Annotated in this window: 11 protein-coding genes; 4 read left to right on the plus strand and 7 right to left on the minus strand. The window is 66.5% G+C overall.

Translation table 11 applies throughout. The features are described 5' to 3' along the window. Window positions 1-11: 11 nt before the first annotated feature. From ACIPZB_RS18325 to ACIPZB_RS18355, 7 genes are all read right to left on the minus strand, one after another. Window positions 12-1,322 (minus strand): hypothetical protein, encoded by a 1,311-nt coding sequence (locus ACIPZB_RS18325; protein ID WP_400641961.1) that lies wholly within the window; start codon window positions 1,320-1,322, stop codon window positions 12-14. Then, window positions 1,319-2,920: a VWA domain-containing protein gene (locus ACIPZB_RS18330; protein WP_400641962.1), complete on the minus strand. Its 1,602-nt coding sequence runs from the start codon at window positions 2,918-2,920 to the stop codon at window positions 1,319-1,321. Before ACIPZB_RS18330 ends, ACIPZB_RS18325 begins: the two co-directional genes overlap by 4 nt. Then, window positions 2,917-3,918 (minus strand): vWA domain-containing protein, encoded by a 1,002-nt coding sequence (locus tag ACIPZB_RS18335; protein ID WP_400641963.1) that lies wholly within the window; start codon window positions 3,916-3,918, stop codon window positions 2,917-2,919. Before ACIPZB_RS18335 ends, ACIPZB_RS18330 begins: the two co-directional genes overlap by 4 nt. Next, window positions 3,905-4,390, minus strand: a complete 486-nt coding sequence (locus ACIPZB_RS18340; RefSeq protein ID WP_400641964.1) for a DUF4381 domain-containing protein — start codon at window positions 4,388-4,390, stop codon at window positions 3,905-3,907. Before ACIPZB_RS18340 ends, ACIPZB_RS18335 begins: the two co-directional genes overlap by 14 nt. Then, window positions 4,387-5,337 (minus strand): DUF58 domain-containing protein, encoded by a 951-nt coding sequence (locus ACIPZB_RS18345; protein WP_400641965.1) that lies wholly within the window; start codon window positions 5,335-5,337, stop codon window positions 4,387-4,389. Before ACIPZB_RS18345 ends, ACIPZB_RS18340 begins: the two co-directional genes overlap by 4 nt. Before the next feature lie 5 nt (window positions 5,338-5,342). Next, window positions 5,343-6,317 carry an AAA family ATPase gene (locus ACIPZB_RS18350; RefSeq protein WP_400641966.1) on the minus strand — a complete coding sequence of 325 codons (975 nt, stop codon included), beginning with the start codon at window positions 6,315-6,317 and terminating at the stop codon, window positions 5,343-5,345. Between the two features lie 290 nt (window positions 6,318-6,607). After that, entirely contained in the window at window positions 6,608-8,866 is a 2,259-nt protein-coding gene (locus ACIPZB_RS18355; RefSeq protein ID WP_400641967.1) for a tetratricopeptide repeat protein, read from the minus strand. Between the two features lie 273 nt (window positions 8,867-9,139). On the opposite strand from ACIPZB_RS18355, the gene ACIPZB_RS18360 reads away from it, so the two are divergent. The 4 genes from ACIPZB_RS18360 (at window position 9,140) to ACIPZB_RS18375 (ending at window position 23,977) form a co-directional block, all read left to right on the plus strand. Next, the gene (locus ACIPZB_RS18360) at window positions 9,140-9,901 is read left to right on the plus strand and encodes an efflux RND transporter periplasmic adaptor subunit (RefSeq protein ID WP_400641968.1); all 762 of its coding nucleotides are present in this window, start codon (window positions 9,140-9,142) and stop codon (window positions 9,899-9,901) included. Then, window positions 9,888-11,234 (plus strand): efflux RND transporter periplasmic adaptor subunit, encoded by a 1,347-nt coding sequence (locus ACIPZB_RS18365; RefSeq protein WP_400641969.1) that lies wholly within the window; start codon window positions 9,888-9,890, stop codon window positions 11,232-11,234. Before ACIPZB_RS18360 ends, ACIPZB_RS18365 begins: the two co-directional genes overlap by 14 nt. Then, on the plus strand, window positions 11,234-13,324 hold the full coding sequence (locus tag ACIPZB_RS18370; protein WP_400641970.1) for an HlyD family efflux transporter periplasmic adaptor subunit: 2,091 nt from the start codon (window positions 11,234-11,236) through the stop codon (window positions 13,322-13,324). Before ACIPZB_RS18365 ends, ACIPZB_RS18370 begins: the two co-directional genes overlap by 1 nt. Window positions 13,325-13,423: 99 nt before the next feature. Further along, on the plus strand, window positions 13,424-23,977 hold the full coding sequence (locus tag ACIPZB_RS18375; protein WP_400641971.1) for a VCBS domain-containing protein: 10,554 nt from the start codon (window positions 13,424-13,426) through the stop codon (window positions 23,975-23,977). The last annotated feature ends 9 nt before the right edge of the window (window positions 23,978-23,986 follow it).

The following is a 23,986-nucleotide window of genomic DNA, read 5'->3' on the forward strand; positions in this document are numbered from 1 at the left end:
AATGAGCCGTTTCATGGGTTCAATTCATGAAGCCCGTGTTTGCCTGGAGAACTGCCCTGGCCCGCGGCAGGGCCCTGGCGCAGGCGCTGCAGCAACTGCTTGCGCTCGCCTGGGCCTGGCGCGTGATTGGCCTGGGCACCATAGGCAGCTTGGAAAAAGGCTAGCAAATCGTCCTGCGACTGCCCGGCCGAGGGATGTTCACTTGACGACAGGGTGCGTCGCCCGGTGCAGCGCCGTACCCACAGGTACACGCCGTCCAGCCGCGCCGGCTGGTGGGCGCACTGCTGGCGGGCCTGGCGCCAGGCGTAGCCGGGCGAGTCGAGCCAGGCCTGATGGCGCCGCGCCCGCCAGTGCCGCAGCCACTGCCAGCCCGCCCGCCCCCATGCGCGCCCAACCCACGCCAGGCTTCCCAGCACCAGCAGCAACGCCAGCAGCAGTAACCAATGGCTGGCAATACTGACTTGCGCGCCCTGCCCCAGGGCGCGCAAGTCTTCCTTGAGGGAGAATGGCGCCTGGTAGCTACCCGCCTCGGCGACCACGTCCACGGCGGGCACCGAGGCCGTGTGCGGCTCGCCCGTGGCCGCATCCCACCATTTCACCTCGATGGCCGGCAGACGGTAGCGCCCCGCCGCCGTGGCCACATAGCTGACGCTGTCTTCGCGCTGGCCGCCGAGCGTGCCGCCACGACCATCGCTGAGCTGCGTGACGTGGGGGGTCGAGACATAGCGCTTGAGGCCATCGACCTCGGCGAAACGCGGCGGCGGAATCAGCATGGCCTGGGCGCCGGGGGCCTTGATGTGCAGGCGACGGATGATGCTGTCACCGGCCCGCAACGGACTGTGCGAGGGCTCGATGGCCTGGGTCAGTTCGACCTGCTGGGCGACCAGGCGCTGTTCGCCGGAGGTGCTGGCCGGCCCCTTGGCCTCGAACGCCAGCGGCTGGCTGTGCACCGTCATGACAGTACTGGCCGGGCCCGGCTGGACCTGGAAGGCCAGCGCCGGGATGCTGAATCGCTGGGCCTGGATGGGGGTGATCTGGTAGTGGTAGCGCAGGCCGAAGAAGGCCTTGCCGTCGAGCTGCTGGTTCAGATGCTGGGCCTCGCCGCTGGGCGGGCTCACCACCGCGCCCGCCAGTTGCAGGGTCGGCAGCACCGGGGCGTCGGTGAACCAGGTATCGACCAGTAGGTCCACCTCAAGGCTCACGGTGGCGCCGGTCAAGATCGCCGTGTCAGGTACCAGCCGCGCCTGCACCCGCACCTCGGGGTCGGCAGCCTTCACCCACCCCGCCAGGCAGATCAGCAAGAGCAAGGCCCAACGGATCATGGTGCCTCCTTGGCGGTCTGCTGGCGCGCGGCATCCTGGAGCGCGAACTTGCGCTTGAGGAACTGCGCCGGCGAGGTGGTCAGGTTGTTCAGCCACAATTCATCCGAGGCTGCCTGTGGCGTCTGTTGCTGCTGTTGCTTGCCGCCAGCGGCGGGTGTCTGGTCCTCGACCACCTTGTCGGCTTTCTCGTCGGGCGGGTCTGCCTGCTGCTGGTCCTCGTAGTCCTTGAGCAATGCCTCAGCCAGCGCTAGGTTGGCCTGGGCCTCCGCAAACGCGGGTTGCAGGCGCAAGGCCTGCTGGTAGGCAGCGATGGCCTGGGGGAACTTGAACAGGCGCACGAAGCTGTTGCCCTGGTAGAACCAGGCAGGTGCCGTGTCGACCTTGCCCAGGCTGGCCAGCGCCGCCTGGAAGTCGGCGGCCTCGTAGGCTGCCACGCCCTTCCAGTACGGGTCGTGGAACTGCGCCGCGGCCTGCGGGTAGTGCCCATGCTCGAAGGCCCAGCGCCCTTGCTGGTCGGCGGTGAAGAAGGCATCGGCCAGCGCCCCGGCCCGCGCCGGCTCCGCCGTGCCGCCCAGCAGCAAGGCCAGCAGCAGGCCCGGCAGCCAGTTCACCCGCCAGCCCCGGCGCACGCTGAGCAGCACCAGCGCCAGCAAAGGCCAGCACAGCCAATAGCCGGCATCCTTCCAGTGCAACTGTGCATCAAGGCCACTGGCAGCCTTGAAGTGGCGCTGGGCATGCAGTTCGATCCAGTCCAGGTCATCGTCGTTCAGCGACAGGCTGCCCAGCGGCGCATTCGCCGCCTTGGCCAGGCCTTCAAGGCCCTTGGCATCAAAATCGCCCTGGACCGGCCGGCCTTCGGCATCGAGCCTGGGCAGGCCCTGGGCATCGCGCAAAGGCCCGGTCGACTGGCTGCCGACCGCCAGCACCAGCACCTGCAGCGCTCTGCCTTGCAGGCGCTTGCCGATCGCCTCGAACTGGCTGGCATCGGCGCCATCGGTGAGTAGCACCAGGCTGCCGGGGGTCTTTTCCGCATCCAGCAGCCTGAGCGCCTGGTCGATCGCGCCCAGCGCGTCCTTGCCGGGCTTGCTCATCAGGTCGGTGGCCAGGGCCTGGATGAAGGTGTCGAGCAGCGCCGGGTCGTCGGTGGCCGGCAACACCAGGTGCGCGCTGCCGGCGTAGGCGATCAGCGCGGTGCGCGCGCCGCCTCGGCGCAGCACCAGGTCGTGCAGGGTGTGCTGCACCGCCGCCAGGCGGCTGGGCGGTACGTCGGCGGCAGCCATCGAGGGCGACAGATCCACAGCGAGGATCAGCGGCGCGCGGTCATCCAGGAAATCCGGCAGGTCCTGCTCCCAGGTCGGCCCTGCAGCGGCCAGGGCGCCGAGCACCAGGATGGCGCCGAGCAGATGCACCGGGCGCCAGCGCCGCTGCTCCTTAGGGGTGATCAGCAAGTGCGCGACCAGGTGCGGGGCGATGATGCCGTCGAGCTGGCGGCGCAGGTCATGCCGGCGCAGCCACAGCACCGGGAGCAATACACCCGGCAGCACGAGCAGCAGCCACAGTGGCCGCAGGAAGTGGAACGCGCTGAGGTCGAGGTTCATGCCCTGGGCTCCAGGGTCTTCGGCTGGCGACCGGCCACCCGGGCGCGCAGCAGCGCCAGCAACTGGCCCGCCAGCAACAGTGCCAGGGCCGCACCCAGCGGCCAGGCGAACAGGTCGCGTTTGGGCTGGTGGCTGAAGGTCTTGACCTTGTGCGGTGTCAGGCGGTCGAGGGTGGCGTACACCTGCTCCAGCGCCTGGCGATCGTCGGCGCGGAAGAACTGCCCGCCGGTGGTACGGGCAATCGCCTGAAGGGCTGCCAGGTCGACCTTGGCATCACCGGTGGCCTGCGGGTCACCGATACCGATGGTATGTACCACGATATGATTCGCCCGGGCCAGGCGCGCCGCATGGTCGGGCGTGATGGCGCTGCCGGTGTCGTTGCCGTCGGTGAGCAGGATCAACACCTTCTCTGGCGCCTGGGCCTTGGCCATCGCCTTGATGGTCAGGCCGATGGCGTCGCCCAGCGCAGTGTTGGGCCCGGCCATGCCGATGCCCACTTCGTCCAACAGCATCAGCAGGCTGGCGTGGTCGAGGGTCAATGGCGCCTGGGGATAGGCCCCGGTGCCGAACACGATCAGGCCGATGCGGTCATCCTTGCGCCGGGCAATGAAATCGCGCACCACCGACTTCACCGCCGTCAGGCGGTCGGTGCGCTGGCCCTCGGCGTTGGTGTAGTCGGTGGCCGACATGGATTGCGAGATATCGATGGCCAGCATCATGTCGCGAATGGGTTGCTCGCGCTGGATCGGCCGCTCCACCAGCACCGGCCTGGCACAAGCGGCGACCACCAGCCCCCAGACCAGCACATTGAGCAGCAGCTGCCCTCGCCCGCCGCTGGCGCTCGCCGCGCCCGGCTGTTTGCCCACGGCGCGGCTCATGGCGGCGAAAAACGGCACCCGCAGTGCGCTGCGGCTTTCCTGGTAGACGCCCAGCACGCGGTAGGCCAGCCAGGCCAGGGGCAACAGCAGGAACACCCAGGGGTAGTCAAACTGCCACATGATGCCCCTCGATCCAGCTGCGGCTGGTGCTGAACAAGGTGTTCACCTGCGGCGCCTGCAGCGTGAGCAAATAGGCATCCGGCGCATAGGCAAGCTGCTGCAGGGTGTCGGCAAACCCCTCGGGCAAGGGCTGCCGCGCACGCTGGGCGAGAAACGCCTGCCATTGCGCGCCGGTCAGGCTGGCCACCGACGGCGCATCCGGCATCGACAAGGCCACGCGCTTGAGCAGCGCAGGCAATTCGCGCAGGCCGGCCAGCCCGGCAGCGCTCAGTTGATCGAGGCGCTGCAGGGCTTCGCGGCGGTAACGGTCGCGCTGCCAACGGCGCCAGCGCAGGGCCGCCCAGAGCAGCACGGCTGCCAGCAGCAGCACGCCCAGCAGCAGCCAGGCCCAGGTCTGCGGCAGATAGCTGAACGGTGGCGCGCCGGGCGCCAGTTCGCGCAGCTGGTCGATGGCCGGCACCGGGGCAGTCATCGTGGCCCCTGGGCCAGGCGGCCCAGCTCCCGGCGCAACTGCTCCAGGCTGTCGTCGCCGGTGCTCACCAGCAGCAACGGCACCTGGCTGCGGCGCAGCAGTTCGGCGACATCGCGCAGGCGCCCGGCGAGAAACTCGCCCAGGGGCCGGCTGATCCGCCGCTGGCCGACCTCCAGTTCCACCTGCTGGGCGCCCTGGGTCACATTGAGCCGGCCTTTGTCCGGCAGCTGCAGGGCGATAGGGTCATAGACCTGGATGGCGATCACGTCGTTGTGCTGGCGCAACTGGCGCAGCAAAGGCAGGGTGTCAGGGCCGATACCGGCGAAGTCGCTGATGATGCAGATCAGGTGGTCGTGGCCCGCCGAGGCCACGCAGCTGCGCAGCACCTTGTCCAGTTGCGCGTCGTTCTCTGCGTCCGCCGTAAACGCCGACAACGCATGGTTGGCCTTGACCAGCGCGCTGCACAAGGCTTCGACCCGCGCCCGGCTGCGCAACGGGCGCACGTAGTCGACCTGCTGGTTGCCGAAGACCATGCCACCGACCCGGTCCCCGGCATGGAAGGCCATCCACGCGCAGATGGCCGCCACCTGCGCGGCGCTGACCGACTTGAAGTAGCGCTGCGAGCCGAAGTACATGCTCATGCGCTGGTCGACCAGCACCAGCGTGGGCCGGTCGCGCTCCTCGGTGAAGGTACGCACGAAGGGCTTGCCATAGCGCAGCGAGGCGCGCCAGTCGAGGTGGCGCAGGTCATCGCCGGGGATGTAGTGGCGCAGCTCATCGAAACTCAGGCCCCGCCCGCGCAGGCGCGAGGCATGGTTGCCGGAGAGGATGCTCGACAGCGGCTGGCGGGCGACGAAGCTCAAGCCCCGGGCACGCGCCTCCAGCGCCATCAATTCGGCGAGGGAGGCATACACGAAACCGTCGGCGGCAACGCTGCTCATGGGCATCTCCGTCAGGCGGGAATGGCCACCTTGTCCAGCAGCCGGTCGATGACCTGGTCGGCGCTCACGCCATCGCTGATGGCGTCGTAGGACAGCTGCAGGCGGTGGCGCAGGACCGGGTGCACGACGGCACGCACATTGTCCGGTGAAACGAAGTCCTGGCCGTTGAGCCAGGCGTGGGCCCGCGACACTCGGTCGAGGCTGATGCCGCCGCGCGGGCTGGCACCGATATTGATCCAGCGCGCCAGGTCGGCATCGTAGTCGGCGGGGTGGCGGGTGGCGTTGACCAGGTCGATGAGGTAGCGGTCGATGGCCGCGGCGACATGCACCTGGGCCACCTCGCGACGGGCGTCGAAGATCACCTGCTGGGCCAGCCGCGCCGGTTGCGCCGCGCCGTCCTGGCTGGCCTGGTCCTCTTCGCGCACCAGGCGCAGCACCTGGGTTTCGTCTTCCGGGCTTGGGTAGTCGAGCTGCAGCTTCATCAGGAAGCGGTCCATCTGCGCCTCGGGCAACGGGTAGGTGCCCTCCTGCTCGATGGGGTTCTGAGTCGCCAGCACCATGAACAGGCCCGGCATCGGGTAACTCTGCCCGGCTACGGTGATCTGCCGCTCTTCCATGGCCTCGAGCAAGGCGGCCTGGACCTTGGCCGGGGCGCGGTTGATTTCGTCGGCAAGAATGACGTTGCCGAACAGCGGGCCGGGCTGGAAACGGATGCTGTTGCCTTCGGCGGTCTGCTGCAGGATCTCGCCGCCGGTGATGTCCGAAGGCAGCAGGTCAGGAGTGAATTGGATGCGCCGCATCTGCGCCTCCAGGTGCGTGGCCAGGGCTTTTACCGTGCGGGTCTTGGCCAGGCCTGGGAGGCTTTCGAGCAGCACATGACCGTTGGCGAGCAGGCCCAGCAGCACGTGGCGGATGGTCTCGGCCTGGCCGAGGACCTTTTCCGCGACCGAGGCTTCCAGTGCCTGGACGTGTTGGTGAGTGTTCACGGGGCGAAGGTTCCTGGGTGGCTAGGGGTCTGGTAAATCTAGTTGGGTTGGGGTGGGGTGCAATGGGGTGTCGTGAAGAGAACAAGGTGGGGCTCAAGATCCGAAACTTGCGCGATCCTTGTGGGAGCAACTGTCTTGCTCAATATCTAAAAGCTGACGCGATTCCTGTGGGAGCCGGCTTGCCGGCGATGAGGCCAGGACAAGCACCACGATATAGCCTGTTCGGGCCCTATCGCCGGCAAGCCGGCTCCCACAGGTGCACCACTGCCTTCGCGGGCGGTGCTTTCCCCTCAAGGCTGTTTCTGCCAATAGGGTTCGATCCCACGCAACCGCTGATCCTCCGGCGCCACCTCGCGCATCCGTTGCACATACGGCCAGGCCTGCTCGCGCTCACCCGCCAGGGCATGCAGGTAGATCAGCGAATACAACAGATCCGTATCCTCCGGCGCCTGCTCCAGGCCACTGCGCAACGCCTGCAGCGCCTCATCCCGGCGGTTCATCCGCGACAGCAGCAACCCCTGGTTGTAACGAATCCGTGTATTGCCCGGCAACGCCACGGCAGCCTGCTCCATCCAGCCCACCGCTTCCTCGGGCTTGCCCCGCTCCACCAGCAACAACGCCAGCATGTATGCCAGGTTGCCGCGGTCCGGCGCCGGCATCTTGTCCAGCGCCACGCCATCACGCAGCAACTGCTCGGCATCGTCCAAACGCTGGCTGCCGCTGGCCAGGGTCACCAGGTTGACCCTGGCCGGAACGAAGTACGGGTCCATGCGCAAGGCCTGGCGATATTGCTCCATGGCCTGCTCGTCGCGACCCTGGCGCTGCATCAGCACCGCCAGGTTGAGCCGCCCGCCCGGCAGGTCGGCGTTGCTGCGCAGGCGCTGCTCGTAATTGGCGAGCATGGCGGCGTATGGCTGGCGGTCGGCTTCAGGCAGTTGCGCGGCAGGCACGTCGGCCAGTGCCCGCACGGCTTCGTCACGCACCGCCAGGGTCGGGTCCTGCAGCAACGGCAGCAAGGGCCCCACGCGCTGCTCGGGCGGCACGCGGCTGAAGCCGTTCACTGCGTAGGCGCGCACCACCGCATCCGGGTCCTGCAGCGCCCAGCGCAGATTGCTGCTGGCCGCAGGCCCCATGCCCGCCAACTGCTCGGCGGCGGTCGCCCTGACGATGGCGGGGTTGCTCTTGTCTGCCAGCACATAGCCCAGTCGGCTAAGGCCAGTAGCGGGGTCTTCGCGCACGGCATGGAAGCTCTCGCCGTAATGGGCCGGGCGCTTGGGGTTGGCGAACCAACTGTCGATGGCGCTGGCGGCCCATGCTGGCTGGCGGTCCTTATGGCACGCCGTGCAGGCATCCGGGCCGATGCCCTGGGCAGCCAGGTCGGGCCGTGGAATGCGCAGGGCGTGGTCGCGCCGAGGGTCGACGACCATGTAGTCCTTGCTCGGCATGTGGCAGCTCACGCACTGCGCCCCCGGCGAACCGGCAGCATGGTGATGGTGCTCGGGGCTGTCGTAGTCCTTGGCCTGCAAGCCGGCGAAGCGCGCAGTGTTGGGCTGGGTGTTGTGGCATTGCAGGCACAGGCCGTTGCCTTCGATGCGCACTTTGGTGGTGTGCGGGTTGTGGCAGTCGGTGCAGGTGACCCCGGCGGCATACATCTTGCTCTGGGTGAACGAGCCGTACTCGTACACTTCGCCGTCGATCTGCCCGTCGGCGTGATACAGCCCATTGCGCAGGGTGGCCGGCAAGCTCTGGTCAAGCTGCGGGTGCCCAGGCAACTGGCCGGTGCCCAACCCCTGCCGTCGGCTGTGGCAATAGGCACACTGTTCCACCAGCCCCTTGCTGCCCAATGCCTTGAAATCCACTGCCAGCCCCTGGGCAGGCGAGGCACCTGGGTTGCGCGTGGCCCAGTCGACATGGGCCTGGCTTGGCCCATGGCAGCCTTGGCAACCCACGGTCTTTTCCTGCCAGGTGCTGGCGAAGCTGTCCTTGGCATCGTCGTAGTGCTTGGCCAAACCGGTGGAATGGCAGTCGGCGCACATGCCGTTCCAGTTCTGGTAACGGCCGGTCCAGTGCAGCGGATCGTCCGGGGCGAAGCGTTGCCCGGGATACAGCGAGAACCAGCGCTGGCCGCCCTGCTCCGCCGGCCGGCTGTCCCAGGCGATGGTCAGGGCCTGCAATCGTCCCCGCGATAGCGCCACCAGGTATTGCTGCAGCGGCGAATAGCCAAAGGTGTAGAGCACCTTGAAGTCGGCCGGCTTACCGTCCTCGCCTTCGATGTTGACGTAAAAGCTGTCGCCCTTGCGATAGAAACGCGCCTTGACCCCATCCTGGTCGTAGCGCACGTCATCGAAGTTGCCCAGCACGTTGCCCGCGCTGGCATCGCGCAGCGCCCAGGCATGGTCGGAATGCTGCCATTGCCCAGCCTGTTCGGCATGACAGGCCTGGCAACTGCCGGCATCGGCGTAACCTGCGCGATCCTTGGCCTGCATCGGCAATTGTCCAGCATCTGGGGCTGCGGCACAGAACCCGGCGCCGCACAGTGCCAGCAACATGACCAACACCCGCCCCACTTGCACTGCTTGTGCACACCACCCCATTCGTCAGCTCCACGGTCATTGCAGTTCGCCTTGTAGCAGGCTGTTCTTTGTCGTGCTCATGCCCCGAAGCACTGCTTCACCCTAGTACAGGCGCTCCAAGGCTGCCGCCACGGCGCGCCACAAGCGCCTCTATACCGCGCGATTGGGCAAAATCCAGTTTCCTTCCTAGTATGAGAATTCGAACCGTTCGCGCTGCGCTTCAAGAAGTTTCTCAGGAAGGAGTCGAGGATGCCGTTGCCCGTCGTTAAACACCGTTACCTGCTGCTGTTGCTGGCCCTGGCCAGTGTCGCCGTACATGCCGAGCAAGAAACTACGGGCGAAGACCCACAACTGATTCGGGTGCTGCTCGCTGCAGAGCTGGAAACCACCCTGTCCAGCCAGATGAGCGGCACCTTGGGCGAACTCAAGACCCGCTTTGGCGAGCATGTGGCCAAGGGCGCCACCTTGGCACGTTTCAACTGCAACGAGGCCCAGGCACGGGACAAGGTCGCGGTGGCCGAGCTGGCCATGGCGCGGCAGAACCTGGAAGCCAAGAAGCAGCTGCGCAAGCTCGATGCCGTGGGCGATATCGAAGTGGCCGCAGCCAACACCGAAGTGCAGAAGGCCGCTGGCGCGCGCGCCATGGGTGAGGCGCAGATGAGTTACTGCCAGGTGCTGGCGCCGTTCTCCGGGCATGTCGCCAAGGTGTATGTAAAGCCCTACCAGACCGTCAGCGCCGGTACGCCGCTGTTCGACCTGGTCAGCGACGGCGCCTTGAAGGTGCGCCTCAATGTGCCTTCCAGCCAATTGAAGTCCCTCAGCCCCGGTCAGCCGCTGCAGGTGACCGTGCACGAGACAGGCAAGACCTACCCCGCCAAGGTCAGCGTCATCAACGCCCGGGTCGATGCCGTGGCGCAGACCGTGGAATTGGAAGCGCGCTTTGATCAGCGCTTCCCTGAACTGATGGCCGGCATGAGCGGCACCGCGCGGTTCGACCATGACCGTGAATAGGCCGCTCCCCCATCCACAGTTGCTGCTGCAACTGGACGCCCTGCGCGACAAGGCCATGGCCGCCGAAACGCTGGGCGCCCTGGCGTTCAGCATGGCCAACGACCTGTACCCGCTGCTGCCCTTCCATCAGGCGCTGGTGTTCGAGCAGAACAAGGCCGGCCTCGATCTGCTGTGCGTCTCGGGCCTGGCGCGGCCCAGCGAAGACTCGCCGTACCTGGTCTGGCTCAAGCGCGCCAGCCGCTGGCTGGCCGAGCGCCTGGTCGAACCGCAACCCACCTGGTTGACCCAGGACAACGCCACGCCGCCGCAGGACATCGCCCAAGGCTGGGCCGAGTGGTGGCCCAGCGGTCTATGGTGCATACCGCTGCACGGCCCTGACGGCGAGCGGCTCGGCGTATTGGTGCTGCTGCTGGAAGCAGAACCGCCCGCGATGCTGCACCAGCAACTCGACGGCCTGACGCGCACCTGGGCCTACTGCTGGCGCACGCTCACCCGCCGTCGGCACATCAGCCGCTGGCGCCCCAGCCGCCGCCAGGTGCTGCTGACACTGCTGGTGGCCGGTGCGCTGTTGCTGGTACCGGTGCGGCAGACGGCGCTGGCACCGGCGCAGATCGTCTCGCGCCAGGCACTGATCATCAGCTCGCCCATCGACGGCGTGATCGCCCAGGTGCTGGTGCGCCCCAACCAGCCTGTGGAAGCCGGCACGCCGTTGTTCACCCTCGATGAAACCACCCTGCGCAGCCGCGCCGAGGTGCTCGGCAAGGAGGTCGCGGTGGCCGATGCCGAGCTGCTGGCCGCCAGCCAGCGGGCGTTCGACAACCCGCAAAGCAAGAACGAGCTGACCTTGCTGCAAGGCCGGGCCCAGCAGCGCCGGGCCGAACTGGCCGCCGTGCAGGCCCAGTTGCAGCGCACCCAGGTGGTGTCGCCGCGGGCCGGCGTTGCGGTGTTCAGCGACCCCAACGACTGGATCGGCAAACCAGTGTCGACCGGCGAGCGCATCCTGCACGTGGCCGACCCGGCGCAACCGGCGATGCAGATCCAGCTGGCCGTGGCCGACGCCATCGCCCTGGAGCCGGGCGCCGAGGTCACGCTGTTCCTCACCGCCTACCCGCTCAGCCCGCTCAAGGGCAAGATCCTCGAAACCAGCTACCAGGCCAAGCCCGGCGACGACGGCGTGGTCGCCTACCGCTTGCTGGCCAGCATCGACGAGCACTCCGAACATGCACGCCTGGGCCTGCACGGTACCGCCAAGCTGTATGGCGGCCGAGTGATGCTCGGCTATTACCTGCTGCGTCGCCCCCTGGCCACCGTGCGTGCCTGGAGTGGCTGGTGATGCTCGACCTCAGCGACCTGCCACTGCCGCCGCTGCGCGAAGACCTGCGCCTGTGCGAAGCCGCCGACAACCGCGACGGAGAACCGGCGTGGATGATCCACGACACGGTGATCAACCGCTTCTACCGCATCGGCTGGCTGGAATTCGAATGCTTGCTGCGCTGGGGCCAGACACCGCGCCAGGTCAGTGAACAGGTGTCGCGTGACAGCGCGCTCAAGCCGGATGTCGAGCAGGTGCTGGCGCTGCGTGCCTTTCTCGAACAACACAACCTGTTGCGTCCGGGCGCCGAGCAACTGGCCAGGTTGCAGAGCGCCTTCGATGCGCGCACCTGGTCGAGCTGGCGCTGGTGGCTGCATCACTACCTGTTCTTCCGCATCCCGCTGCTGCGCCCGCAAGCCGGCCTGCAACATCTGGCCAAGGCCCTGGGCTGGCTGTTCCATCCACTCACCGGCGTGCTGGTGATCGCCCTGACCCTGCTGGGGGTGATCCTGGTGATGCAGCAATGGGACAGCTTCACCCATGCGGTGGTGGAGTCGTTCTCCACCGAAGGGTTGTTCAGCTTCGCCCTGGCGCTGGTGGTCGCCAAGACCCTGCACGAGCTTGGCCATGCGCTGGTCGCCACGCGCCTGGGCTTGCGCGTCGGGCACATGGGCGTGGCGTTCCTGGTGCTGTGGCCGATGCTGTACACCGACACCGGCGAAAGCTGGAAGCTCAAGCGCGCCCACCAACGGCTGGCGATCGCTTCGGCGGGCATCGTCACCGAACTGTCGCTGGCGGGCCTTGCCACCTTGGGCTGGGCCTTGAGCGACGACGGCGCCCTGCGCAATGCCCTGCTGTACCTGGCGACCACCAGCTGGGTGCTGTCGCTGGCGCTCAACGCCAGCCCGTTCATGCGCTTCGACGGCTACTTCATCCTCAGTGACCTGCTCGATTTCCCCAACTTGCACGAGCGTGCCTCGGCCATGGCGCGGGTTGCCTTGCGCCGTCATCTGCTGGGGCTGAACGAGGCCTGGCCGGAGCCGTTTCCCGTCGGCCAGCGGCGCCTGCTGGTGGCGTTCGCCTTCGCCACCTGGCTGTATCGCCTGGTGCTGTTCCTGGGCATCGCCGTGGCGGTGTACCTGTTCTTCTTCAAACTGCTGGGGATCGTACTGTTCATGGTCGAATTGGCGTGGTTCATCGCCTTGCCGGTAAAGCGCGAGCTCAGTCACTGGTGGCAGCAGCGGGCGTTCATTCCCGAGCAGCGCAAGCGGCTGTTCTACCTGTGCCTGGGGTTGTTGGTGCTGGCCTTGGCCGTGCCTTGGCACAGCCAGGTGGATGCCGTGGGCGTGGCCCGTGCCGAACACCAGCTGCGCGTCTACACGCCCTACCCGGCACGGCTCAAGCGCCTGCATGCCCCGGCCCAGGTCAAGGCCGGTGAGGTCCTTGCGGTACTCGATGAACCGGACCTGGATTCGCGCATGCGCAGCAGCGAAGCCAGTGCGCGCAGCTACCAGGCGCGGTTGTCGGGGCTGCTGGCCGACCCCAGCGGGCTGGCCGAGGATGCCGCCACCCAGCAACGCCTGAGGGTGCAGAACGAAGAAGCCCGCTCCGCGCGCCGGGAGATCGCCCGCCTCAACCTGCAGGCACCGTTCGCCGGCAGCTGGCTGGACGTGGACCGCGACTTGCAGCCCGGCCAATGGCTCAACCGCCAGGAGCCGCTGGGCATCCTGATCGACCCCAGCCACTGGCAGGTCGACGCCTACGTCGCCCAGGACCAGGTGCACCACCTGGCCGTGGGCAACCCGGTGAAGTTCTACCCCGAAGGCCAGGCTACCGCGCTGCACGGCAAGGTACTGGCCATCGGCAGCACCCGCGCCGGGCAGTTGGCCCACCGCATGTTGTCTTCGCAGTTCGGCGGCCCGGTGCCCACCAGCGGCCAATCGCTCACGCCCAACGCGGCGTTGTTCCAGGTGCTGATCGCCCTGGATGAGCCGCTGGCCAGCGTGCGCGAAACCCGCGGCAAGCTGCAGATCGAAGGGCAAAAACGCAGCGTGCTGGGCGAGCTGGGCAAATGGTTGCTGGGGGTTGGCCTGCGCGAAAGCGGCTTTTGACATTACCTCTCGGCGGCTGTTTAACCAGCTTCAAAAAACCCGACTAGGATTGCTTAAGCTCCCGAATTTGCAGTCGTAAACTTATGAGCAGGTAAGGACATGGACATCAAAAGCAGAGCCGGCTTCGCCACTGCCTTGCGCCCCCGGTCGCAAACGGTAGCCCTTGAGCAGCGTATCCTGTTCGACGGGGCCGCCGCGGCCGCGGTCGACCAGCAGCACCACAGCGACCCCGGCACTGCAGACGCCAAGGACAGCAGCCACCCCGCCCCCACCGCCAGCGAAGCACAGACCACCGCGCAGGCCCCTGCGCCACGCAACCTGGTGGTCATCGATGCTCGCCTGGAAAACCGTGACCAGTTGGCCGCCAACCTGCCAGCCGGGAGCACTGCGGTGGTGGTTGACCCCGGCCAGGATGCCATCGCCGCCATCAGCAATGCCCTGGCACAGATGGGCAAGGTCGACTCTATCCAGGTGTTCTCCCACGGCGCCTCTGGCCAGTTCACCCTGGGCAACCAGGTGTTCACCCAACAGAGCGTCGAACAACTGGGCGATCGCCTGAGCGCCTGGCGCGGCGAACTCAATGCCGGTGCCGATATCCAGCTGTATGGCTGCGACGTGGGCGCCGGCAGCGCCGGCCAGGCACTGGTCAACGAACTGGCGCGCTGGACCGGCGCCGACGTCGGCGCCTCGAACAATGCCACCGGCAGCCAGCTGGCCGGCGGCGACTGGCGCCTTGAAGTGCGCAGTGGCGATGTGGACAAGACCATCGCCCTGGCCGCCGCCACCCTCGACAGCTTCCAGGGCCTGCTGGCCGATGCCAGCCCCACCGCCGGCCTGAGCAGCGGCGGCGCCGAGGTTCAGCTGGGCACGCAGTTCAACTTCACCGTGAGTTTCAGCAACCCCTCGACCCAGGAAGGCTACGCGCCCTTCATCGATGTGTTCATGCCGGCTACCGGGCGTGACGGTGATGACGGCGCCAGCTTCGTTTCTGCCACCTACCTGGGGCGAGCGGTAAACAGTATCGTCATCACCTTCGATGCCAGCGGCAATGCCACCCACCCGCTGGCCAAGGACGCCAGTGGCAATCCCCTGGTGATCAACGCCGCCAGCGTCGGCATGAAGCCCGGCGACCAGATGGTGGTGCTGCAGTTGCCCTACGCCAGCGTCACCAACGGCCAGCCGAGCATCGATATCCTGATTACCGGGCAGTTGAGCAACCTGGCCGACACCACCTACTCCGACGGCGCGCCCAACCTCACCATCAATACCCGCGCCGGCTTCGAGTACGGCAACGACTCGGTGAACAACCCGGTCCAGGACCCGAGCCTGGTGGAAAGCGCGCTGCACAGTTTCGTCATTACGCCGACCCTGTTGCAGGTCACGCAAACGGTCAACATGCCTGAAGGCGAAACCGTTACCGGTCCGAACTTCACGCGCACCCAGACCGTCACCGTGACCCCGGCACCCGGCCAGACCCTGAACAACGTCACCGTGACCCAGACCGTGCCCGACCAGGTGCATGTCAGCGCCATCACTCCGGGCCCCGGCGGCACCCTGAGCTCGATCACCCTGCACGACGGCACGGTGCTCACCGACCCTGCCGCCATCGCCCTGGCCCTGGCCAACCCCAATGCCTTCGTGGCCAGCTACGACATCCACTACGACACCCTGAGCGGCGCCAGCGAAACCCAGGTCGACTTCTATGTACCGGAGATCGACGCCAACGGCCGCCCGGTGATCGACCCGACCACCGGCAACCCGGTGACCATCAACTTCGGCACAGCCAGTGTCACCGGCAACTGGAATCCGCTGGACCCACGCGACCGCCCTGTCGACCCTAATGGTTACCCGTTCAGCGAAACCGGCAATGGCCAAGGCATAACCTTCGTCGCCAAGTCCATCACCCTGCTCAAGCAGGTCAACCTGCAGAACGACGTCGGCACCCCCGGCCTCACGCCCGGCGACACCCTGCGCTACACCATGGACGTGGCCATTTCCGACTTCTTCGCCTTCGGCGAGAACATCCTCGAGCAGGGCCAGTTCACCCTGACCGACCTGCTCAGCGACGGCCAGACCTTCGACCCGAGCAACCCGCCCACGCTGATCATCCAGCAGCATGGCGGTTCCCAGGCCATCGCCCTGATATTTACTCAGACGGTGAATGCCGACGGCAGCACCACGCTGGTGTTCGACATTGCCGAGTCGATCCGCCGGGCCGTTGCCGGCCCGGGGGTTGCGGCACTGTTCGGCGACTTGTACGCCGACGATAACCTGCAGGAAGGCGCCACGCGCCTGAGCATCGTCTATGACGCGCTGATCGACGCCACCTACACCTCCGATCACCCGCCCCACGACCAGCTCAACGAAGGCGACAGCATCGGCAACAATGCCACGGTGGATGCCACGGTGCTGCGCGATACGCTCAACATCGGCGGCATCCAGACCGATGGTTCCAGCACCACCAGCACCATCGATACCTCCACGGTCGATATCGAGCTGACCCAGGTCAACGGCGGCAACCCGCCGAGCAACGGCGAACTGCGCCCCGGTGATGTGGTGACCTTCACCATCAGCTACGACCTGCTGGTGGCCGACTACGAGAACTTCAAGCTTACCGCCTACCTGCCACTGCCCCTGCTCGACGCCACGGGCATCACCTGGAGCATCGGCAACGGTGTTGGCCAATGGACCTTCGGCAGCGGCAACAACATCCTCGATGTACCTGACAGCGTCACCACAGGCCCCGGCAACTCGATCATCTTCGACTTCGGCGACTTCGTCTCCGGCGGCCTCAACGGCGGCACCGTGCAGGTGCGCTTCACCATGAGGGTTGGCGACCAGCCCTTCGCCGACCAGCGAGCGCTCGATGTACTGGCGCAATCGAGCCAGACCACCACGGTCGACAAGACCGTGCTGACCTCCTCCGACGTGGCAGTGATCGAATCGATCGCAGAGCCGGTGCTGGATATCAAGCATGGCGTGGTGTCCAGCAGCAATGGCACGGTCACCGGCACCACCGGCAGCTGGACCGCCCCCGGCAGCATCGGTGTACCGTTCGCCGGCAATGTGACCAGCCTGGCCGCGGTGGACGGCAACGTCAGCGGCATCGATGGCGCCGATACCCTGCGCCTGGCCACCGCGCTGAAGAACAGCGGTGGCGGCGGTGCCTTCGATGTCAGCACCAGCATCACCCTGCCCGCCGGCCTGTCGTTCATCGGCGGCAGCCTGGCGACGGCCAACCTGCAGATCTACCGCGGCGACGGCACCCTGCTGGTGGCCGGCACCGACTACAGCGTCAGCGGCAACACCATCACCTTCAACGACCTGAACGGCCAGGCCGCCTTGCTGGCCGGCCGCAGCGGCACCGCCAACGACCTGTCCGGCGCCAACGTGGTGGTGATCACCTACGACGTCACGGTCGACAATGCCATCCTCGCTTCCAGCACCCTGCAGAGCACGGCGGCACTGACCAAATACGCCAGCGTCGACAATGGCCAGGACTTCACCCCCACCGACCTTGTGGAGGTAGCCAACCAGCAAGTCGCCGCGCCGACCATCAGCAAGACCTACAAGGACGGCAACCTCTCCGACGATGATTCCAGCGCCGGCCACACCACCGGCAGCAACCTGGTGATTGGCGAAAGCATCACCTACGACATCGTCGTCACCCTGCCCGAAGGCGCCACTGGCAGCCTGCGCATCAACGACCTGATCCCTCCGGGCCTGCGCCTGGACCCACGGTTCAATGGCAACCTGGGCTATGAAATCATCACCTTGACCAGCGGCAGCGCCGCCCTGGGGGCGAACTTCAATGGCGTGCTCAACGTCAACCCGCTGACCCTCGACGGCAGCGACGGCGCCGACCTGATGCTGGTGTTCAGCAATGCCGGCGCCAACGCCGACAACGTCACCGGCAACAACAGCTTCGTCATCCGCCTGGTGCTGGTGGCCAGCAACGTGACCGGCAACCAGCAGGGCACCACGCTGAACAATGGCGCGCAGCTGGTTTACAGCGACCCCGACGGCGATACCCCCAACGGCACGGTGGCGGTGGACCGCAGTGTCAACAGCGCCCAGCAGCCCGGCGTGACCATCGTCGAGCCGACCCTCACGGTGACCCAGCAGATCACCTCGACACCGTCGTTCGGCGGCTTCGACCAGGGTGATACGGTGACCTTCACCATCACGGTGGCGAACAACTCCGGTACCGATGCGTTCGACATCAGCCTGCTCGACGTGCTGCCGACCGAGATCGACAACCTGGTGATCAGCGGCACCATCCAGTACATCGGGGGCGCCACCAACAACGGCGGCGTCGATTTCGTCATCGTCGGCGGCCAGTTGGTGACCGAAAACGGTGCCAACATCGACATCGCCAACGGTGGCAGCATCGTCATTACCCTCACCGGCGTGGTCAATGCCACCGCCGCGGGCGAAGCGGCGATTCCCAACAATGTCCAGGTGCGCTGGAGCAGCCTGGACGGCACCAACAACACCACCGATACCGTCAATGGCGAACGCAGCGGCGACGATGGCCTGCTAAATACTGGCGTGCTCAACGACTACCGCGTGATCAGTGCCTTGCTGATCCCGGTCACCAACGGCATCCAGGTGTCGCGCGTCGGCGGCGTGAACGATACCCCGCCCGCCAACAACACCAGCGGCGCAACCGATACCAGTGGCCTGCTGGAAACCGTGGTGGTGGGCGAAATCATCCGCTACCGGGTGGCGGTACTGGTGCCGACCGGGGAGAACACCGACTACCAGATCCGCATCGAGCTGGCCGCGGGCCTTGAGTTCATCCCCGCCGACCTCAACAACATCCTGATCGCGATGGTGTCGAGCAACCTCGGCGGCCTGGTCACCGACGCCGGCAATCTGGTCAGCAATGACCCTAACGCCTTGTACATGCTCGGCAACCAGAACAGCGACGTGGCCTTGCCGATCCACACCGACCTGGGGGGCACGGTCCCCACCGGGATCTTCGACATCAACAACGGCCGCCTGCAGATCATCACCAACGCCGATGGCAGCCAGACCATCACCTTCAACCTCGGCAACCTGACCAACACCGAGATCAATGACAGCGATATCGAAGGGGTGATCCTCGAGTTCAACGTGCGTGTCAGCAACGTGATCGGCAACCAGGACACGTCTGGCCAGCTGGGCATGACCGTGTTCGAACACGTCGGTCCGAACGGCGGCGTCGACCGGGGCCGCAGCGACACGATATTCGAGCGCGTGGTGGAGCCCAGCTTCACCAACATGGACAAGTCGGTCATCAACGTCGCGCCCGGCACCGTCGCCGGCACCACCGACGCTACGGTGTCGGTCAGCTTCACCCAGAACGGCGGCGTGGCCGCCTACGACACCCACCTGGTCGACCAATTCCCCAATGGCAGCAACTATCAGGTGCAAAGCATCCTGCTCAATGGCGTGCCGCTGAACCTGCTCAACCTGCCCAGTGGCATCAGCTTCAGCGATGGCAACGGGATCACCGTGGACTTCACCCGGCTGGCGCCCAATGACACGGTGCAGGTGATCTACACCGTCACCCTGCCCAACATCTCCTTTGCCGACAACGCTGCCAGTGCCGCCGTGCTGACCTGGACCAGCCTGCCCAGCGACTTCGAGAGCACCGGCTGGGGCGGCTCGCTGCCCGCCACCGCCGGCGGCGCCACGGGCGAGCGCAACGGCCAGGACGGCGCCAGTGGCCTGAACAACTACATCCTCAGCGACGGCGCCGGCATGGGCGTGATCCAGGGCAGGCTGTGGGACGACACCCAGAGCGCCACGGACAGCGTCACCCCTGACGGCCCCGGTCTGGACGGCATCGGCGTGACCCTGACCTGGTCCGGCGACGACGGGGTGTTCGGCACCGCTGACGACCGCGTCTTCAGCACCACCACCGCCAACGGCGGCCTGTACCAGTTTGCCCTGGTGCCTTCAGGCAGCTACCTGATCGCCGTGGACCAAAGCCATCAGGCCACCCCTGGCGGCAACTTCCGCGTGCGTATCGACACCGACACCGGTGCGGCGGTCACGGGCCTGGGCAGTATCAACCTGACCCTGGGCGAAGGCGCTACCGGCACCGCCGACGCCGGCTACGTGCATGTCAACGAGGCGCCAGTGAACACCGTCTCCGACCAGCACGGCCAGGAAGACACGGTGCTGCACATCGGTGGCCTGGCCATCAGTGACGTGGACGTGAACGCCGGCAATGCCGACGGCATCATGACCATTACCCTGAGCGTGCTGCATGGCGTCCTCTGGCAAACCGCCACCCCGCCTGCGGCCAATGCCACGCCACCCGCGGGCGCCGGCCGCACGTTGGTGCTCACGGGCACCCTGGCCCAATTGAATGTGTTGCTGAGCCAGCTCTATTACAAAGGCGACCAGGACTTCAACACCTTCCGCAACGCCGAAACCCTGACCATGGTCACCAATGACCAAGGCAACTTCGGCGATGCGCCGCTCAACGGCGACGGCATCCCCGGCCAGAACCCGGCCGATGCACTGACCGACACCGACGTGATGAACATCATCATCGACCCGGTCAACGACGCGCCGGTGGCCAACGCCGACCTGGCGATCGCGGTGGAAGCCGGAGGCCTGCGCAACGCCGATCCCGGGGTAAACCCCACCGGCAACGTGCTGGACAACGACACCGACGTCGATATCCAGACCAACAACGATGTGCTCACCGTCACCCACATTGCCAGCGTCACCAACCCGGTCGGCGTGCCGGTGGATGGCAGCCTCGTCACCGTGATCCAAGGGCTGTATGGCACCTTGGTGATCAGGCCCAACGGGGGCTTCCAGTACATCGTCGACAACAGCAACCCGGCGGTGGAGGCGCTGCGCACCGCTGGCAACTTCCTCGTCGATACCTTCGGCTACACCCTCGTCGACAGCGGCGGCCTGACCAGCAACGCGGTGCTGCAGATCGACATCCATGGCACCAACGATACGCCGATCGCCAGTGGCGACGTCGCCACCGCCATCGAGGCCGGCGGCACCAACAATGGCACCCTGGGGCAAGATGCCACCGGCAACGTACTGTCAAACGATACCGATGTGGACTCCGTGGCGCTGGGCGAAACCAAACAGGTCAACGCCGTGCGCTTCGACGGCCTGGGCGGCGGCCGGATCATTCCGGTTGTCAGCGGCCAGTCGACCAGCATTCTGGCCAACTTCGGCACCTTGGCCATCAACGCCGACGGCAGCTACCGCTATGTGATCGACAACAGCAATGCCGCCGTGCAGGCGCTGTCGCCCGGCGATTCGCTGGTCGAGCAGTTCACCTACCAGATGGTCGACGCCGGTGGCTTGAGCTCGGTGACCGTGCTGGTGATCACGATCCAGGGCGCCAACGATGCACCGGTGGCCGTGGACGACCATGGCTCGGCCAGCGCCGGTGCCAGTGATGGCAGCCCGGCGCCGGTCAATGCCAGCGGCAACGTGATCACCGGCAACGGTGGCGTCGGGGCCGACACCGACGTCGACCGCCTCGACCAGCCGACCGCCACCCAGCTCAAGGTAGACGGCGTGCGCAGCGGCCTGGAAAGCGCCGGCGGCACACTCACTTCGGTGGCCAACGGCGCACCCGCGAGCATCGTCGGTACCGTGGCCCGCCTGGCCAACAACAGCCTGATCAGCGGTAATTTCGGCCAACTGACCCTCAACGACGACGGCACCTACACCTTCGTGGTCAACAGCGCCGACCCGGCCATTCGCGCGCTGGCGGCCGGACAAAGCCTGGATGTGATCTTCACCTACCAGATCCACGACAGCGGTGGGCTGACCGACCAGGCGCAGCTGGTCATCACCGTAACCGGAGTCAATGACCCACCCGTGGTCAACCCGGTCACCATCGACGCCATCGAAGCCGGCGGGCTGAACAACGCCACCCCCGGCCTGAACCCCAGCGGCAGCATCCGCGCGGCGTACAACGACCCTGACGGCGACACCTTGACCATCAGCGCGGTGGTCAGCCCCACCGGCACCAGTGCCACCCCTGGTCAATCGCTGGCGGGCAACTATGGCAGCCTGGTGCTGGATGCCCAAGGCAACTACCGCTACGTGGTGGACAACAGCAACAGCGCGGTGCAGGCCCTGCGCACCAATGCCGACCAACTGACCGAGGTGTTCCAGTACAGCGTCAGCGATGGCAACGGCAAGGTCGTCACTGCCACCTTCACCGTGGTCATCCATGGCCGCAACGACACGCCCATCGCTGCCGATGACGCCGCCATCGCCATCGAGGCCGGCGGCGTCAACAACGGCACGGCGGGCCAGACGGGCACCGGCAACGCGCTGGGCAACGACAGCGATGTGGATGCTGGCGACAGCAAGACGGTCGATGGTATCTACCTGGGCACCCTGGCCGCGGGCGGCACCTTCGTCCAGGTCACTGCCGGGGCCACTTTGGTGGCCGGCACCTACGGCACCCTGAGCATCGATGCCAACGGCAACTACGTGTACACCGTCAACGACAGCCTGGCGGCCGTGCAGGCGCTCAAGGCCGGCGAGCAACTGCGCGAAACCTTCACTTACCGCTTGCACGACACCGACGGTGCCAGCTCCCAGGCGCAGATCAACATCACCATCGAAGGTCGCTATGACACGCCGGTGGCGCGCGACGATTTCGCCTTTGCCTCAGCCTTGAACGACGATGGCAGCGGCGGACGCAACCCTACCGGCAATGTGCTGAACAACGACACCGACGTGGATGCCAACGACACCCAGGTGGTTACCGCCGTGGGCGTGGGCGCGGAAAGCAGCAACCCGACCCTCGACCCGCTCACCGGCAGTGCCACCGTCACCACCAACTACGGCACCCTGACCCTCAACGCCGACGGCAGCTACCGCTTCGTGGTCAACTCAAACGACCCCGACATCATTGCCCTGGGCCCGCTGGGCTTCGTCATCCAGAACTACACCTACCAGGTGACTGACGGCGGCGGGCTGAGCGATACCGCGACCCTGACCATCTTCATTCGCGGCGAGAACCAGCCGCCGATCGCCGGCCCCGACCAAGGCCAGGCCATCGAGGCTGGCGGCGTCGACAACAGCATCCCGGGCAGCAACCCCAGCGGCAACGTGATGGACAACGACAGCGACCCGGACACGATCAACATCCTGTTCCCGGAAACCCTGGAAGTGCTGGCGTTCTGGAGTGGCGACGGTGCCCTGCCCGGCAATGCCAGCCTGGTCGGGCAGACCTTGCGCGGCCAGTACGGCGACCTCACGCTGAACGCCGACGGCACCTGGAACTACGTGCTCGACAACAGCCTGCAAGCCGTCCAGGCTTTGCGCGTCAGCGGCCAGACCCTGGTCGACAACTTCACCTACCTGCTGAGCGACATCTGGGGTGGCACTGCCAATGGCTTGCTGAGCATCACCATCGACGGCCGCAACGACTACCCACAAGCCCATGACGATATCGCCGACGCCGTGGAAGCCGGTGGCGTGAACAACGGCACTGCGGGCGTCGACCCGCGCGGCAATGTGCTGGACAACGACACCGATATCGACGGCGTGCAATACGGCGAAACCAAGACCGTGGTGCAGTACACCGGCGAAAACGGCCGCACCGCCAGTGCGGGCGAAGTGCTCCAGGGCCTCTACGGCACCCTGCTGATCAATGCTGACGGCAGCTACCAGTATGTCGTGGACAACACCAACCCCACCGTGCAAGCCATGCGCACCGCCGGCGAGTCGCTGCGGGAGGTGTTCACCTACCGCATGCGCGACACCGCCGGCATCACCTCGGATGCGCGCCTGACCGTGACCATCCAGGGCGCCAACGACAACCCGGTGGCCCGCGACGATGCCAACTTCGCCAGTGACCAGGTGCCCGCGCCGCACACCAGCGGCAATGTGCTGCCCAACGACAGCGATGTGGACGGCGGCGACGGGCTGACCGTGACCGGCATCCGCACCGGCCAGGAAAACGGCACCGGCACGCCGGGGGTGATCGGCCAGCCCATCGCCGGCCGGTACGGCACCCTGGTGCTCAATGCCGATGGCAGTTACACCTACACCATCGACCTGAGCAACGCCGAGGTACTGGCAGCAGCGGGCCTCGGCCAAGTGCTCAAGGACTTCTTCACCTACACCATCAGCGACCTCGCCGGGGCCACCGACCAGGCCCTGCTGACCATCACGCTGGATATTTCCACCCCATACATTCCGCCAGGGCCGTACTTCGACCGTGATAGCCGCGCAGGCACGCTGACACTGCCCTTGCCGGATGTGTCCCCGGCGATCTTCGTCGCCCCGGTGGTGGAGCGGATCAACGATAACCTGACCCTGTCCGCCTGGAGCGCGGACGGTAGCGATGTGCGCCTGTTTGCCACTCCCGAGATCGAAAGCCTGTCGCTCGGAAGCCAGCTTGGCCAGGTCAATGGCCAGTACGTGGCGCGCGCGGTAGGCGAAAGCCGGCGCAGCAGCGCCGAGGACAAGAACTGGGTCGACGGCCGCCACGGCGTCATCAGCCTGAGCGCTGATGGCCTGCTGCCGGACCCTTCACTGTGGGCACCGTTCCCCACCGACATGGTGCCGGTGGCGGAAAACAAACCTCAGCCCGCGCATGGCTTCCGTGCGCAGTTGCGTGAAGCCGCCGAACGTCGCGGCAGCAATGCGCCATGAAGCTGATGA

The organism is Pseudomonas sp. NPDC089396, from assembly GCF_044749545.1.
Taxonomy (GTDB): Bacteria; Pseudomonadota; Gammaproteobacteria; order Pseudomonadales; family Pseudomonadaceae; genus Aquipseudomonas.

Bases quoted from the DNA above. Each gene is read 5' to 3' on its own strand.
- ACIPZB_RS18340 (WP_400641964.1), bottom strand. From the start codon at position 4,390: ATGACTGCCCCGGTGCCGGCCATCGACCAGCTGCGCGAACTGGCGCCC.
- ACIPZB_RS18330 (WP_400641962.1), bottom strand. From the start codon at position 2,920: ATGAACCTCGACCTCAGCGCGTTCCACTTCCTGCGGCCACTGTGGCTG.
- ACIPZB_RS18360 (WP_400641968.1), top strand. From the start codon at position 9,140: ATGCCGTTGCCCGTCGTTAAACACCGTTACCTGCTGCTGTTGCTGGCC.
- ACIPZB_RS18345 (WP_400641965.1), bottom strand. From the start codon at position 5,337: ATGCCCATGAGCAGCGTTGCCGCCGACGGTTTCGTGTATGCCTCCCTC.
- ACIPZB_RS18370 (WP_400641970.1), top strand. From the start codon at position 11,234: ATGCTCGACCTCAGCGACCTGCCACTGCCGCCGCTGCGCGAAGACCTG.
- ACIPZB_RS18365 (WP_400641969.1), top strand. From the start codon at position 9,888: ATGACCGTGAATAGGCCGCTCCCCCATCCACAGTTGCTGCTGCAACTG.
- ACIPZB_RS18355 (WP_400641967.1), bottom strand. From the start codon at position 8,866: ATGTTGCTGGCACTGTGCGGCGCCGGGTTCTGTGCCGCAGCCCCAGAT.
- ACIPZB_RS18375 (WP_400641971.1), top strand. From the start codon at position 13,424: ATGGACATCAAAAGCAGAGCCGGCTTCGCCACTGCCTTGCGCCCCCGG.
- ACIPZB_RS18325 (WP_400641961.1), bottom strand. From the start codon at position 1,322: ATGATCCGTTGGGCCTTGCTCTTGCTGATCTGCCTGGCGGGGTGGGTG.
- ACIPZB_RS18335 (WP_400641963.1), bottom strand. From the start codon at position 3,918: ATGTGGCAGTTTGACTACCCCTGGGTGTTCCTGCTGTTGCCCCTGGCC.